Source organism: Erwinia rhapontici (assembly GCF_012271765.1).
Classification (GTDB): Bacteria; Pseudomonadota; Gammaproteobacteria; order Enterobacterales; family Enterobacteriaceae; genus Erwinia; species Erwinia rhapontici.
In genome coordinates, this window is sequence record NZ_VRKO01000010.1 from 566269 (window position 1) to 581406 (window position 15138).

16 protein-coding genes are annotated in these 15138 nt (G+C 54.9%); 8 read left to right on the plus strand and 8 right to left on the minus strand.

Annotated elements, in window-relative coordinates; all coding sequences use genetic code 11:
- Positions 1–151: 151 nt before the first annotated feature.
- Together FVB43_RS07875 and FVB43_RS07880 are read left to right on the plus strand one after the other, a co-directional pair.
- Positions 152–1561, plus strand: coding sequence for a DNA cytosine methyltransferase (locus tag FVB43_RS07875; protein ID WP_159336455.1), 1410 nt, complete (start codon positions 152–154; stop codon positions 1559–1561).
- 72 nt (positions 1562–1633) lie between these two features.
- Positions 1634–2104, plus strand: a complete 471-nt coding sequence (locus FVB43_RS07880) for a very short patch repair endonuclease (protein ID WP_159336456.1) — start codon at positions 1634–1636, stop codon at positions 2102–2104.
- A 191-nt stretch (positions 2105–2295) separates the two neighbouring features.
- Here FVB43_RS07880 and yedA read toward each other — a convergent pair whose 3' ends face one another.
- Entirely contained in the window at positions 2296–3216 is a 921-nt protein-coding gene (gene yedA, locus FVB43_RS07885) for a drug/metabolite exporter YedA (RefSeq protein WP_167863741.1), read from the minus strand.
- Positions 3217–3382: 166 nt separating this feature from the next.
- Between yedA and FVB43_RS07890 the strand changes: the two genes are divergently transcribed.
- The 4 genes from FVB43_RS07890 to FVB43_RS07900 all read left to right on the plus strand — a co-directional run bounded on the left by FVB43_RS07890 (position 3383) and on the right by FVB43_RS07900 (position 5122).
- Positions 3383–3658 carry a hypothetical protein gene (locus FVB43_RS07890; RefSeq protein WP_133841709.1) on the plus strand — a complete coding sequence of 92 codons (276 nt, stop codon included), beginning with the start codon at positions 3383–3385 and terminating at the stop codon, positions 3656–3658.
- Positions 3659–3669: 11 nt separating this feature from the next.
- On the plus strand, positions 3670–4581 hold the full coding sequence (locus FVB43_RS07895) for a DUF808 family protein (RefSeq protein ID WP_133841710.1): 912 nt from the start codon (positions 3670–3672) through the stop codon (positions 4579–4581).
- A gap of 34 nt (positions 4582–4615) precedes the next feature.
- Positions 4616–4750: a hypothetical protein gene (locus FVB43_RS24730; protein WP_259151748.1), complete on the plus strand. Its 135-nt coding sequence runs from the start codon at positions 4616–4618 to the stop codon at positions 4748–4750.
- A 192-nt stretch (positions 4751–4942) separates the two neighbouring features.
- On the plus strand, positions 4943–5122 hold the full coding sequence (locus FVB43_RS07900; RefSeq protein WP_133841711.1) for a YodC family protein: 180 nt from the start codon (positions 4943–4945) through the stop codon (positions 5120–5122).
- A 92-nt stretch (positions 5123–5214) separates the two neighbouring features.
- On the opposite strand, the gene FVB43_RS07905 is transcribed toward FVB43_RS07900, so the two are convergent.
- From FVB43_RS07905 to FVB43_RS07915, 3 genes are all read right to left on the minus strand, one after another.
- Entirely contained in the window at positions 5215–5538 is a 324-nt protein-coding gene (locus FVB43_RS07905; protein WP_133841712.1) for a DUF6388 family protein, read from the minus strand.
- Positions 5539–5638: 100 nt separating this feature from the next.
- Positions 5639–6940, minus strand: coding sequence for an ABC transporter substrate-binding protein (locus FVB43_RS07910; RefSeq protein ID WP_238337012.1), 1302 nt, complete (start codon positions 6938–6940; stop codon positions 5639–5641).
- Between the two features lie 13 nt (positions 6941–6953).
- Positions 6954–8519 carry a methyl-accepting chemotaxis protein gene (locus FVB43_RS07915; protein ID WP_133841713.1) on the minus strand — a complete coding sequence of 522 codons (1566 nt, stop codon included), beginning with the start codon at positions 8517–8519 and terminating at the stop codon, positions 6954–6956.
- 254 nt (positions 8520–8773) lie between these two features.
- On the opposite strand from FVB43_RS07915, the gene yedD reads away from it, so the two are divergent.
- Complete coding sequence (gene yedD / locus FVB43_RS07920; RefSeq protein WP_167863742.1) at positions 8774–9259, plus strand: lipoprotein YedD; 486 nt, start codon at positions 8774–8776, stop codon at positions 9257–9259.
- A gap of 35 nt (positions 9260–9294) precedes the next feature.
- Here yedD and amyA read toward each other — a convergent pair whose 3' ends face one another.
- The 4 genes from amyA to fliD form a co-directional block, all read right to left on the minus strand.
- On the minus strand, positions 9295–10773 hold the full coding sequence (amyA, locus tag FVB43_RS07925) for an alpha-amylase (protein WP_167863743.1): 1479 nt from the start codon (positions 10771–10773) through the stop codon (positions 9295–9297).
- A gap of 141 nt (positions 10774–10914) precedes the next feature.
- Complete coding sequence (gene fliT, locus FVB43_RS07930; RefSeq protein WP_167863744.1) at positions 10915–11280, minus strand: flagella biosynthesis regulatory protein FliT; 366 nt, start codon at positions 11278–11280, stop codon at positions 10915–10917.
- Positions 11281–11292: 12 nt separating this feature from the next.
- Positions 11293–11691, minus strand: coding sequence for a flagellar export chaperone FliS (gene fliS / locus FVB43_RS07935; RefSeq protein ID WP_167863745.1), 399 nt, complete (start codon positions 11689–11691; stop codon positions 11293–11295).
- A 16-nt stretch (positions 11692–11707) separates the two neighbouring features.
- Positions 11708–13114 (minus strand): flagellar filament capping protein FliD, encoded by a 1407-nt coding sequence (gene fliD / locus FVB43_RS07940; protein WP_167863746.1) that lies wholly within the window; start codon positions 13112–13114, stop codon positions 11708–11710.
- Between the two features lie 280 nt (positions 13115–13394).
- Here fliD and FVB43_RS07945 point away from each other — a divergent pair, with 280 nt between their 5' ends.
- Positions 13395–15068 (plus strand): FliC/FljB family flagellin, encoded by a 1674-nt coding sequence (locus FVB43_RS07945; RefSeq protein WP_167863747.1) that lies wholly within the window; start codon positions 13395–13397, stop codon positions 15066–15068.
- The last annotated feature ends 70 nt before the right edge of the window (positions 15069–15138 follow it).

Sequence of the window (15138 nt, forward strand, 5' to 3'; positions counted from 1 at the left end):
ATAGCTCCATTGTTAACAGTAAAACCGCATCAGTGTAGAGGCAGCATGACGCGCTGTCATTAATTGCCCTCGCTGCGGCCAATTTCCGCCTGGCGCTGGGTCAACTAAGTGATAGACTGACACCCGTTTATCCCCTGTTAACTGAGTAAATATGAGCGATTTTGACCGCGTGGCCGCAGAACTGGCTGAACAGGCACGAGAAGATGCCCGGCATAAAGAACAGCAGGATCGTGAGCTGCTGCTGCGGGTGCTGGAGATTTATGACCAGAAAACGGTCGCGGCGACCCTGCGAAAGGTCAGTCAGCAGGAGTGGACGCGGGAGTCTGTTAATCGCTGGGTGAAGGGCAACAGCCGCAAAACGCTGAATGAAGCCGAAGTCAGTTTGCTGCACAGTATGCTGCCTGCGCCTCCGGCACATCATCCCGATTATGCTTTTCGTTTTATTGACCTTTTTGCGGGTATTGGTGGCATACGTAGCGGCTTCGAAGCGATTGGTGGACAGTGCGTGTTTACCAGTGAGTGGAACAAACATGCGGTGCGCACCTATAAAGCCAACTGGTACTGTGATGAGCAGCAGCACCGCTTTAATCAGGATATCCGCGATGTCACGCTGAGTGGCGATCCCCAGGTGGACGAAGAGCAGGCGTATCAGCATATTCGCCAGCAGGTGCCGGACCATGATGTGCTGCTGGCGGGATTCCCTTGTCAGCCTTTCTCACTGGCGGGCGTGTCGAAGAAAAATGCCCTGGGCCGTAAACATGGTTTTGAAGATGAAGCGCAGGGGACGCTGTTCTTTGATGTGGCACGCATTATTACGGCCAAAAAACCGGCGATCTTTGTCCTCGAAAACGTCAAAAACCTGAAAAGCCACGATAAGGGTAATACTTTCCGCATTATTATGTCGACGCTAGATGAGCTGGGCTATGACGTGGCGGATGCGGCGGTCACCGGTTCGCCGGACCCGAAAATTATCGACGGCAAGCATTTCCTGCCGCAGCACCGTGAACGCATTGTGCTGGTAGGGTTCCGTCGCGATCTGGCGCTGCCCGCTTTCAGCCTGAGCGCGTTATCTGCGCTCTACCCGCCGCAGCGCACGCCACTCAAGGCCTTACTCGACCCGGTCGTTGATGCGAAATATATTTTGACGCCAACGCTATGGAAGTATCTCTACCTCTATGCGAAGAAGCACCAGGCACGCGGTAACGGCTTTGGCTACGGGCTGGTTGATCCGGCGCTTGAGCAGGGAGTGGTTCGGACGTTGTCGGCGCGTTATTACAAAGATGGCTCGGAGATTCTGATCGATCGCGGCTGGGACAAAGCGCTGGGTGAGGAAGACTTCGATAACGCGGACAATCAGCAGAACCGACCGCGTCGTCTGACACCGCGCGAGTGCGCCCGACTGATGGGCTTTGAACAGCCCGGCCAGGAGGCGTTCCATATTCCGGTATCGGATACCCAGGCCTATCGCCAGTTTGGTAACTCGGTGGTGGTGCCTGCCTTCGCGGCGGTTGCCAAACTCCTGCGCCCCTGGATCCTACAGGCGGTACAACAGCGCCAGTGAAATGTGGCCCGGTGCCATCACGGCAGGGCCGCTTTTAGCTACACTTAAGGTCTTCGTTAAAGGAATATCAAGATGGCCGACGTTCACTCTTCCGACGTGCGCAGTAAGAATATGCGCGCTATTCGTACCCGCGATACGGCAATCGAAAAGCGGCTGGCAGAACTGCTGGTTGAACTGGGCCTGAGTTATCGGGTGCAGGATAAATCGTTGCCCGGTCGTCCCGACTTTGTTCTGGCAGACTATCAGGCCATTATCTTTGTTCACGGCTGTTTCTGGCATCGTCATCACTGTCATCTGTTCAAGATGCCGGCAACACGCACGGCGTTCTGGCAGGGCAAAATAGACAGTAATGTGGCGCGTGATAAACGTTATGTCGAGGAGCTGACGGCCAGCGGCTGGCGCGTGTTGCTGGTGTGGGAATGTGCGCTACGCGGGAAAACGCGACTGGAGGAAGAGGCATTGCGCACGCGGCTGGAGGAGTGGATTTGCGCCGCGGAAAACAACGGCGAGATCGATGAACAAGGGATTCGCGTACTACCGTAAACCCTCTGTCAGCGACGCTGGCCAGGTCAACGTCAAGGGCGTTTCGCTTTCCCGCTGCGCGTGCCGAGGCCCGCAGGGATGCGTCTTTTGCCGCTCCGGCGTGCTCAAACTGGCCCCGGACCTGACGCCAGACGGGAAGCCATTCATTTTTGTGGGTATACCTTAGAGGTCATGCTGCACACGCTGAGGATTTAATCAGTCGGCGAGCAGGGTTTCACCACCGGTTTTGCCGGGAAGAGGTATTTACCCAGCGTGACCAGCACCACCGCCAGCACAATAATGCCCAGCGCCAGCCATTCACGTCCTGACAGGCTTTCACCGGCAAAAGCGATGCCCAGCAGCACGGCAACCACCGGATTGACATAGGCGTAGCTGGTGGCGATAGCGGGTGTGACGTTGCGGATCAGGAACATATAGGCATTGATGGCAATCACCGAACCAAACAGGCTGAGATAACCCAGCGAGAAGAAGCCCGCCAGTGAGGGTTTCTGAACCAGATGTTCACCCGTCAACTGGCTGGCGGTCAGCAACACCACCCCGGCGGCCAGCATCTCGACAGCTCCGGCCATCATGCCGTGCGGTAGCGCAATACGTGACCCCCATACCGAGCCAAAGGCCCAGGTCAGCGATCCGCCCAAAATCATCAGGGCACCCCACGGATTCCCTGCCAGATGGCCGCCGCTGTTAAGTAAAATAATCCCCACCAGGCCGACGCCAATGCCCAGCCACTCAATCCAGCGCGTGGTAATGCCGAACATACGGCTGAAATACATGGCAAACAGGGGAACGGTCGCCACCATCACGGCAGCCAGCCCGGAAGGCACATGCTGATGTTCTGCAACGGTGACTGCACCATTACCCATTGCCAGCAGCAGGACACCGATGATCGCCGCGTTACCGGCTTCACGCCAGGAAGGCAATTTTTCCCCTCGCATCAGGAGGAATGCCAGCAGCACCACGCCCGCGAGTAAGAAGCGCAACCCGGCCAGCATCATCGGCGGCCAGCTTTCCACACCAATACGGATCACCAGGTAGGTGGAACCCCAGATAAAGTAGAGAGAAAAGAGCGCGGCCAGCAGGGGCAGCAGGGCGGGGGCACGGCGTAACGTCATGTCAGAGACTCTTCCTAAAGTTATATCAGGTTGTGAAAATGTTATAAGGACCCGATTCTGCCACTAATTATCCCCGGCGGGCGTTATTTTTTTACAAAATTTGCACTCCATGCCCATAATTGCTTAGATCTGTTCCCTCTTTAATACAGCCAGCCAGGGGTGAGCCATGGCCAGTGTCAAACTGACGGTAAGACGTCTGTATAAACTCAGCGGCGAGCGCATGGTCAATACTCAGGCGACGGCGCGTATTTTCGTGGGCGATCGCCTGATTGCCACGGAAGAGATCAGCGGGATGACCGAAAGCCCGGTGAGTAAGTATCTGCACCATGCGGAAACGCAGGGGCAGCCAGTGCGCGTTGAGTGGGACTGTGATGGCATTGCCGATATGGCGGTGACCGAAATGGAGCTGTGCCCCTGTTGTCAACATGATGGACATGAATAAGGAATCTGATTTTGGCCGGAAGTAGTTTACTGACCTTACTGGACGATATTGCCACACTGCTGGATGACGTCGCCGTGATGGGCAAAGTGGCGGCAAAGAAAACCGCCGGTGTATTGGGCGACGATTTGTCGCTGAATGCGCAGCAGGTCAGCGGGGTAAAAGCCAACCGTGAACTGCCGGTGGTGTGGAGCGTGGCGAAAGGGTCGTTCCTTAACAAACTGATTCTGGTGCCGCTGGCGCTGCTGATCAGCGCGTTTGCCCCCTGGGCGATCACCCCGCTGCTGATGGTGGGTGGCGCATACCTGTGCTTTGAGGGCGTGGAGAAAGTACTGCACAGTCTGCATAAAGATAAAAGCCAGGAAACGCCGCAGGCTCGTGAAGCGCGTTTGCTGAAAGCGGCCGAGCAGAACCCGGCGGAGTTTGAGCAGAAAAAAGTAAAAGGGGCGGTACGCACTGACTTTATTCTCTCGGCGGAGATTGTGGCGATTACCCTGGGTATCGTGTCTGAAGCACCGCTGCTGAATCAGGTGATCGTTCTGGCTGGCGTGGCGATTGCGGTCACCGTTGGTGTGTACGGGATTGTTGCGGGTATCGTGAAGATTGACGATCTCGGCCTGTGGCTGCAGCAGAAATCTTCGGCGGCAGCGAAAGCGGTGGGCGGCGTGCTGCTGGTGGCCGCACCGTGGCTGATGAAAATCCTGACGGTGGTGGGCACCCTGGCGATGTTCCTGGTCGGCGGTGGGATTATCGTGCACGGCGTGCCATTACTGCACCATCTTATTGAAGGCGTTAGCGCAGGCCTGCATGGTCTGCTGGCGATGCTGTTGAGCAATGTTGCTAACCTCATCATCGGCTTTATTGTGGGGTCGATTGTGCTGTGCGCGGTAAATTTGATTGCCAAAATGCGCCCGTCATCAGTATAAAGACGGGCTGAAATCAGTAAATATCCAGGGGTTAATGATGAACGACGATATGTTTGAATTTGATATTGATGCTCAACTTGAGCAGGCAGAAGCCAATGCCCAGAAGAAAGCAGCCGAAGTACCGGCTGACTTAGGCGATGAAGCCGACTGCGAAGGCTGCAAAATCTAATCGCAAAATGCGACGAGTTTCACATAAAAAGCGTGTAGTAAAACTACACGCTTTTTTTATATTTAGTGTTTTTAACTGCTTATTTGAATTTAACAAATACTTTACCTGGCGTTAACAGCACGGTTTATATTCAGATGCTATAACTATTTGACGTTTCATAACCAGTGATAACCAGATAGGGAGGTACTTTGTATGAGCTTTATTGTCAGTGATGAAGTGCAACATAAGGATGGTGGCCCCGCAATGATTGTGACGGGAGTGGCCAGCGGTATGGTCGAGTGTCGTTGGTACGATGGTTTCAGTGTGAAGCGCGAGGCGTTTCGCGAAGAAGAGCTGTCATCATTATCGTCCGCAGCGCGATTAGCGGGGTAGTTCCACTGTTTTATGTGACGGGGTGGGCCGATAAAGAGGTTTGCCCTGTGCCCATGGACCGATCATTTTTCCCGATCGGCCCGTGAATACGATTACAACTCGTTTTTAATACAAAACTCTTCCCAGCTCATCCCCAGCGCTTCGGCATGGGTGTGCAGATACGCTTCAATCGCATTCACCATCACCGCTTTATCCGGCTCAGCCAGTTGAATGGCAAACAGCATGCCGTCCAGTTTCTTTTCACGTACATACGCGGCATAGGCGCGATCTTTCTGCATGGATTGCAGCTGCTCCACCGTCATTCCGAGCGTGGCGGCCTGGTCTGCCGTCAGATTTTCAATACCGGCTTTCAGCGTCGGGTGGGCCTCAAGAAACAGATCTTTGGCGATGGCGTAATATTCTTCAACGGTTTTCATAACGATAATGCCCGGATTCATGCAGGAAAATTGACTGGCGCTAGTGTACACGGCTGGATTGGTCGGGGAAAGCCGGGCAGCAGCGCTGCCCGCCACCCGTTTATGGATGGGTCTTTGTGTAAATCTCGGTCACGACCTGCTGGTTTCGCGTCAGGGTTTCGTCCAGCGTCAGTTTGCCCTGTAACAGCGCGGCGATATTCTCACCCACGGCATTGCCCATCTGGTCGAAGCCGGGAATGCTGACGTACTGCACGCCCTGATACGGCACCGGGCCGAGGGTCGGCTGTTCCACCGTGGCGCTTTCCATGGCGGCCTGTACCCGTTTTGCATAGGGTGCCAGGCGCTGATAGCTCGCCTGCTGGTAGGTTGAGTAGCGGCTGCCTGGCGGCACGGCCCCCCAGCCGACCGTTTGCGCCACCTGCTGAATGTAGGCGGGTGAGGTTGCCCAACTGATAAATTCCTGTGCGGCCGCTTTGTTCGCCGCACTGGTGGGGACGGCCAGTGCCCAGGACCACAGCCAGTTCGAGCCATTGCGCGTCAGTTCACCGGGGGCCGGGGCAAAATCAATTTTGTCGGCCACACGGGAGATCTGCGGGTTAATCAGCAGACCGGCAGCCACGGTGCTGTCGACCCACATAGCGCACTTGCCTTCGGCAAACAGCTTAAGGATTTGACCAAAACTGTTCTCAGCGCTGTCCGGCGGGCCGTAGTCGTGCACCATCTGCACATAGTCGCTGAGCACTTCCCGCCACTCCGGGCTGTCCAGCGTGGGTTTCCAGTCGAGATCGAACCACTGTGCACCGTAGCCGTTGGCCATGGTGGTGACAAACGCCACGTTATCCCCCCAGCCCGGACGGCCGCGCAGGCACAGGCCATAAACGCCGTTCGCTTTGTCCGTCAGCTTCGCCGCCAGGCGTTTAATATCACTCCAGTTGACCTCTTCAGGCATCGTCAGACCACGGGCAGCAAACAGATCTTTACGGTAATAGGTCATGCTGCTTTCGCCGTAAAACGGCAGGGCAAAGAGTTTATCCTGCCAGGAGAGGGCTTTACGCACGGGCTTCAGCAGGTCATCCACCTGATAATCAGCGGGCAGGGCATCCAGCGGGGTTAACCAGCCGCGCTTGCCCCACAGCGGTGCTTCATAGGTGCCGACGGTAATCACATCAAAAGTCGGCTGGCCGCTGTTCATCGCCGCCAGCACCTGTTTACGCAGTTCTGCATCATCCATCACCTGCCAGCGCAGGTGAATGCCAGGGTGCGCCTGCTCAAAGGTGCCGGAAAGCTGCTGCATAATGGTCATGTCACCGTTGGCGATGGTGGCAATGGTCAGAGTGGTGTCAGCCCGGGCAGCGCCCGCAGCCAGCATCAGCAGCAGGGCGGCGGTCAGTTTGCTACGCATAGTCGCTCCTGATTTACAGCGAAGGGGAACGGGGGCGGTCACCGCGAAAACGGAAGAAGGCCATTTTTTCAACCAGCAACCCGGCATGCTGATTCACCGTCTGGCTGGCGCTACTCGCCTGCTGGACCAGTGCGGCATTTTGTTGGGTGGCGCTGTCCATCTGGATCACCGCCAGGTTGACCTGCTCAATGCCGCTGGATTGCTGACGGCTGGCCACGGCGATTTCACCGACGATAGCCACCACTCGCGCCACGCCACCGTTGATCTCCTGCAGCATCTCGCCAGAGCGCATCACCAGCGAGCTGCCGGTATCGACTTTACTGACGCTGGCCTGGATCAGGGTTTTAATCTGCTGGGCTGCCTGCGCCGAACGCTGGGCCAGCTGACGAACTTCTGACGCCACCACCGCAAAGCCACGGCCCATTTCGCCCGCACGCGCGGCTTCCACTGCCGCATTCAGGGCCAGCAGGTTGGTCTGGAAAGCAATCTCATCGATCACCCGGTTAATATCGCCAATCTGCTTGCTGGAACTTTCGATTTCCCGCATCGCACCGACGGCATCCTCCAGTACCTTGCTGCCGCGCAGCGCCTGTTCACGCACCGTCATCGCCAGTTCGTTCGCCTGTGCGGCGTTATCCGCGTTGTGTTTTACGGTGGCGGTCATCTGTTCCATGCTGGCGGCCGTTTGCTCCAGCGAGCTGGCCTGGGCATGGGTGCGACCGGAGAGATCCTGATTGCCTTCTGCCATCTGGTGGGCGGCATCATTCAATGCCACGGCGCTGTCGCCCACTTCACGCACGATGCCGGAGAGGCGATGGTCCATACTGGCCAGCGCACGCATCAGTTCGCCCAGTTCATCAGGGGCGAAACGTTCGATATGGTGATCGAGCTTGCCGTTGGCGATCGCTTCAGCCAGCCGACGGGCTTTACCCACCGAATGGCTGATGGAGCGCACCAGCATTATCCCCGCCACCAGTGCCAGCAGCAGGCCAACCGTCAGAATGCCGATCAGGCTGTTACGTGCCAGCTGGTAAGATTGCGCACTCTGCTGGTAGTTACGTTCTGCATGTTCGCGCATCAGGCGATCAAGCTGGTCAATGCCCTGTTGCAGTGCGAGGCTGCCGGTGCGCAGGCGGGTTTCGATGATCACCAACGCCGCAGAAGGATTGCCGGTTTTCAGCAGCGCACCCGCGTCTTTCAACGCTTGCTGCCACTGAGTGAGGTCTGTGACAAATTGTTTACTGAGGTTTTCGGTTCCGGGGATCTGTGCCAGGCTCTGGTACTGTCCGCGAACCTGTTCAATCTGGCTGGCATACTGTTGGATAATGGCAAGACGTTTATCCACTTCTCCGGCGTCGGTCCAGTAACGCAGTGCTTCAAACAGCGTGGCGGATTGCAGCTGGGCCAGGCGATAAAGGCGGGAAGAACTTTGTAACGGGAGCAATTCGGTTTGGTAGGTGGCGGCGGCGCGCTGGTCAGCAGCACGAAGCCCGATAATTCCCCATACTGCGGCGATAATCAGCAGTATGCACAGCAGGCCCACGATCCCGATTAAGCGGGCGCGAATGGTTAATCGCATAGCAGTTGTTTCCCCTGAATTGACAATTCAATAGTCCGGGAGGGTGGTTGTTCTCTGTGCGGCGGGTTCCCTCATTAAACTGCTATCGGCAGCACATAAGGCAAACTTTAACGATTTGCTTAATTATGCTGCAAAGCAAGTATCAGAAAAGACATGAAAAATCAGAAAGCACAGCGGCAGGGCGCGCCGGGCTTGCGGCAGGGCAGGGAAAAATTATAACGTATCGCCTAATTGAGAAAATCAGGATGAGAAAAATGAAAAAGTGGATTGTTGCCGCCGCAGCAGTGGTGACCTTAAGTGGTTGTGCGCAGTTAACCGATTACGCCAGTGCGGTGAAAACGCCGCCACCGGCCGCGCTGGTTGGCAACTGGCAAACCTTCGGCCCGCAGAAAGGCCTGGTGAGCAAGGAGGCCAAAGCCAGCCTGATGATTACCGCCGAGGGCGATACGCTGGACTGCCGCCAGTGGCAGCGCGTGATTGCCAAGCCGGGTAAAGTCACGCATTTTGACGGCGAGTGGGTGAATGTAAACAACGAGGTGCGCGTGATGCCGCTGGATCTGGAAGGCACCGAGCTGCACTACGATAAACTGACGCTGCAGAAAGTGTCGCAACCCACCGTGGAGTGCCAGAAGGCGCTGGCCGATCAGGCGAAACCCCAGGAAACGAAGGGTGAACAGCCTGCCAGCGCCGCCACAGAGCAGCCCAAAAAACACAATAAGATGATCTACACCGAGAAGTAATCAGGTTGTCGTGGCCATCGTGGCCACGATCCTCCTTAGTTCAGCACCCAGACGCTGACGCTGCCCGCCGGACAACGAAACACCGCGTTGCCCTGTTCGTCGCTCCCGACCTCTTCACTGATGTGCCCCAGCAGATCGTGCCAGCGCTTCCCGGCGTAGTTCTCCCCTAAATCCAGCGTTTTCTCACCGGCTTCACCGTTTGACATGATCACCACGCAGCCTGGCATCTCTTCCGTCCCACTGCGTGCAAAGGCAATGCAGTTAGGGTGATCAAACCACTCACGTTGTTCTCCGTGGGCGTACTGCTGGCGGGCACGTACCAGGGTTTCCAGCTCGGCGATGACCGGGATCTCAATGTCATACTGTTCGCCGTCACCGCCTTCATCTTGATAGCGCGCGCCGAACAGGTCCGGGTAGAACAGCACCGGCACGCCGTTTTCACGCAGCAGGATCAGCGCGTAGGCCAGCGGTTTGAACCAGGGTTCCACCGGGGCTTCCAGCGCTTGTAGCGGCTGTGTGTCATGGTTAGCCACAAGGGTGACTGCATGCCAGGGATCGGCAGCCACCAGAGTACCGGTGAAGATCTGGCTGAGGTCGTACCCCGCACCCTGTTTGGACGCATTGTGGAAGTTCATTTGCAGCGGGGCGTCAAACAGCAGGCTTTTGCCATCGACCTGGTGGATGTACTGTTGCAGCTTATCCACTTCGTGCGACCAGTATTCCGCCACAATAAACAGGGGTTCGGGTGCCACTTCCTGTACGTGTTCAATCCACTCTTTATAGAACCAGGCGGGAATATGCTTCACCGCATCCAGACGAAAACCGCGGCAATGCACTTCATCCATGACCCAGCGCGCCCAGTATTTCAGCTCTTCGGTCACCGCGTGGTTACGGAAATCGATATTGGCACCCATCAGATAGTCAAAATTGCCCAGCTCGTCATCCACCTGGTCGTTCCAGCCCTCCCCGGTGTAGTCGTTAACGATTTTGAATACGCCGTTTTCATCGGGATTTTCGATATGGTCGACGCCGCTGAAGCATTTGTAGTCCCAGACGAACTGCGAGTACTGCCCGGCACGCACCGGGAAGGTAAAGCGCGTCCAGGCTTCTGCGGTGAGCACTTCCGGGTCGATCTCATCGCGGTTGTCCGGATTAACGCGGTTGACCTGCACCTGTTCTTTTTCGTCGGCGCCCATTTTATGGTTGAGCACCACGTCGAGGATTACCCCCACGCCGTGCGATTTTAACGCTTCAACGGCGGCCAGCAGCTGCTCTTTGTCACCGTATTTAGTGGCACGCGAGCCTTTCTGGTCAAATTCACCGAGGTCAAACAGATCGTAGCTGTCGTAGCCAACCGAATAGCCGCCGGATTCCCCTTTATAAACCGGGGGCAGCCAGACGTCAGTGATGCCCGTTTCAGCCAGCCACTGCGCACGTTCTGCCGCTTCCGGCCAGAGTTTGCCGCCTGTGGGGTAATACCAGTGAAAAAACTGCAACAGTGTGGGATTGCGCATGTAGTGGGTCCATTTTCGCCAGACGGGAAAATGAAGTATGAGCGAGGCGGGGAGAAAAAGTGCGGGCCAGAAGGGAATTATTTATTCCACTCTGGCCCACAGAAGGTGCTGAGTAAAAGCATAAAAATTTAAAGGTCTGGTTTATCCATTGGCTCCAGTGGGAAACAACACCACACCGGACATTTTCGTGTAGGCATTATTGACCGATTTCTGACGCCCGGCCTGCTGTATCAGACCGGAGATCTCATCCTGACGGTTCTTCAACAGGACTTTAAGTTCCGATTCATTATCGAGGATATGACGCAGTACCGGACGCAGCTGTTCCTGGGTATGGCTTGGAACCGGCTCGTTCTGGGTTGCTTTCGCCAGTTTTTCCACGGCGCTAAGATAGTTAACTTCCATATCAATCAGTGCATCCCACTGTCCTTCGCCAGCCAGACGCAGCATAGACTGACTGTGAGTCAAAATTTCCTGATAAATCGCGAGCAGATGTGGGGCAATGTTCATGTCTACAGAGTCCTAAACCAGAGCGGTTGTGCCTGAAACCTCTTTCCAGGCGTCGGCGATATTGCGCAGTAACTTCTCAACTTCTTCGATGCCGTCGGCATCGTTATCGATATTGGCGCGCAACAGACGGTGCACCATATAACGATACAGAGACGCCAGATTGCGGGTTAAATCATCTTCACTGGTCTCTTCCAGTCCGAGTTTTAGACCATTATCAATAATGTTAATGGCTTTGGAGAGCGATTCACCTTTTTTGACGATATTGCCCTCCAGCAAAAAGAGGCGTGCGCGGACGAGGGAGCTGATCGCCCCATCGAACAGCAGCGTGATCAGCTGGTCATTGCTGGCACTCATCACTGCGCTTTCCACGCCGACTTTTGCATAGGCTTGGGTACCGTTTGCGCTATACATTATGGCTCCTGACTCATTAAGAATTGGTGGATTTGGTCGTTTCGAACTGCGCAGTGAGGTAGTCACTGGTGCTGTTCAGTTTGCTGACCATTAAGTCCAGCGCAGTGAACTGCGTTTTTAAGCGCGCAATGGTGTCGTTAACCCGCGTGTTAGCTGCATTGTATTGCTGGGTCAGACTATTCAGCGTTTTACTGACGCCATCTTTTGCTGACTGAATGATCCCTTTACTGGAGAGCCAGCCGCTCATGTTGGTCGCCATCCTGGTCGCAATACCAGTGGTTTTTCCATCGCCAATGATCATCGCTTTAATACCGGCTGGATCTTTCGCCAGCGCCGCATCGAGCTTGGTTTTATCGGTTTCCAGTTGCCCGGTGGTCGGGTCAGTGGTGATGCCAATCTGTGACAGCGTTTTAAAGGTTGAGGTGCTGGCGGTATTGGTCAACAGCGATTTCATCTGCTGCTGAATGGTACGTAGCGCACTGTCACCGACCAGTGCACCGTTGCTGGTGTCCTGGGTATCAGCGTTGGTTTCCACTGCGGTGTACTTGGTCAGGCTGCTGAAGGCATCCTGCAGGGTATTGTAGGCGGTCACCCAGTCAGTCAGAACGGTTGAGGCATTGCTGGTATCTTTAGTGATGGTCAGCGTCTGCTCGCCGGTGGTCACATCATTCAGATTCAGCGTAATGCCTTCCAGCGCATCGCTGATGGTGTTGCTGCTGTTAACAATCTTCACATTGTTAACCGTCAACTCGGCATTTTGTGCGGTCACGCTTTGTACGACGTTGCTGGCCCCGGCGCCGCCATAGTTCAGCAGGTCTTTCATAACGTTATCGCCATCGACGCTCAGCGTCACGGCATTATCTGAACCGGTTTTATCGGCGGTCAATGACAGGCGGTAGCTGCCATCACCGGTTTTAATCACGCTGGCAGTCACACCAGCATTGGCTTTATTGATCGCATCGCGTACGCCGGTCAGTGAGGAGTCCGCTGCTGAAATTTTCACTTCAATCGGCTTACTGCCATCGGCAGCGGCCTGAATGGTCAGCGTGCTATCGGTGGTGGCCAGTGCCGTGGTGTTGCTGGTCTGAGTTGCCGTGGTCAGTGTCTGCGCTTTGGCCAGCGCGGTGACGCTGATGCTGTATTTACCGGCGACCGCGCCTGTAGTTCCGGTGGCACTGAAGGCGGTTGACGAACTGACGGTCTTAAAGGCGCTGAACAGGTCGGCATTGTTCAGTTTGGTGTTGGCGGTCTGAAAGGTCTCTATCGCACTGCTCATGGTACTGTAGGCACTGAGCTTGGCAGAATACGCACTTTGCTGTTTGGTGATAGGCGCTAATGCCGCCTTCTCAGCTGTCTGCATGCTGTCAAGGATGTCAGCTAACTGAAGGCCGGAGCCGATACCTAAAGTAGAGATACTAGCCATGATGTTTCCTTTATTTAATCAGGACGGAGTATGAATACCGAAGTTATCGGCGACTGATGCATAAAGTTTACGATTATTTGCGCAACGGCAATAAAACGAATAACGGTAATAAAGAGGGGTATTTCGGCCAGTAAGTGAAAACGAAAAAAAAATCGGGGGGAGGGTAAAAAAATTCTAAAGGTTATTGGGGGACAGACGATAACAACTTTGACGGCGATGAAGCCGGGGGGCAAACAAGCCCAACCACTTAACCCGAAATGATTTAACAGGAAACTTTATCATGGCACAAGTAATCAATACCAACAGCCTCTCGCTGATCACCCAGAACAACATCAACAAGAACCAGTCTGCTCTGTCTACTTCTATGGAGCGCCTGTCTTCCGGTCTGCGTATCAACAGCGCGAAAGATGACGCTGCTGGCCAGGCAATTGCTAACCGCTTCACCTCTAACATCAAGGGCCTGACTCAGGCTGCTCGTAACGCCAACGACGGTATCTCTGTTGCACAGACGACTGAAGGCGCACTGTCAGAAATCAACAACAACTTACAGCGCGTTCGTGAACTGAGTGTTCAGGCAACTACTGGCACCAACTCAAGCTCTGACCTTGATTCAATCCAGGACGAAATCAAATCACGTCTGGACGAAATTGACCGCGTATCCGGTCAGACTCAGTTCAACGGCGTGAACGTGCTGGCAAAAGACGGCACCATGAAAATCCAGGTTGGCGCGAACGATGGCCAGACTATCTCCATCGACCTGAAAAAAATCGACTCTTCTACTCTGGGTCTGAACGGCTTCAACGTTAACGGCACCGGCACTATCACTAACAAAGCCGCGACCGTAAGCGACCTGACTGCAGCTGGCGCAACCGGTACTGGTCCTTACACTGTTGCTACTGCCTTCGACAAGCTGACTGCTGATAAAGCGTTCGCTAAACTTCAGACTGGCGACACTGTCACTCTGACCACTGATGCTGAAGTTTACACTTACGACGCTACCGCGAAAAACTTTACTACCACTAAAACCGTTGCTACCGGTACTGATACTTCTGACCTCGGTGCGACTCTGAAAGCCGCTGCTGGCCAGACTAAAGCCGGTACTTACACTTCTTCAACCGGTAAAGTTGACTTCAACACCGATGCTTCAGGCAACATCACCATCGGCGGCGCAGCAGCCTTCATCACTGCTGATGGCGCTCTGTCCACCAACAACGTGGCTGGCTCAACAGCCGCTACTATGGAAGACTTGTTCGGTGCGGCTGATGCTACCGCCGGTAGTGCTGCATCTACCATCTCCTTCGACAGCAAAACTTACCAGTTCGCGGGTTCTGGCGGTGGTGTGACTTACAAAGACACCGTTTCTTCTGACGCGCTGCTGGCAACTGTTAAAGCTAACGCTACTGCTGACGATGTTAGCATCAAATTCAACCAGGACGGTCTGACTGCAACTGCTACCCTGACTTCTGGTGTGTCTGCTCTGACCTACACAGACAGCGATGGTGCGCTGACCACTTCTACTGGTTACAGCACTACTTATGCTGTTGATAAAGATAACGGTCAAGTGACTGTTACTGGTGGTACTGGTACTGATAAATATGCTCCAAACGTAGGTGCACAGGCGTTCGTTAGCGCTACAGGCAAACTGACCACCGACACCACCAGCGTAGGTACTGCGACTAAAGATCCACTGGCAGCACTGGATGCAGCAATCGCGTCAATCGATAAATTCCGTTCAAGCCTGGGTGCTATCCAGAACCGTCTGGGTTCTGCGGTAACTAACCTGAACAACACCACCACCAACCTGTCTTCAGCACAGTCCCGTATCCAGGATGCTGACTACGCGGTTGAAGTGTCTAACCTGTCTAAAGCTCAGATCGTTCAGCAGGCAGGTAACTCAGTGTTGGCTAAAGCTAACCAGGTTCCACAGCAGGTTCTGTCTCTGCTGCAGGGCTAATCGGCGACTTAACGCCACGTTGAACCCTTTAAAACCCCGCTTTTGCGGGGTTTTTTTTCTCTGGAGTGTG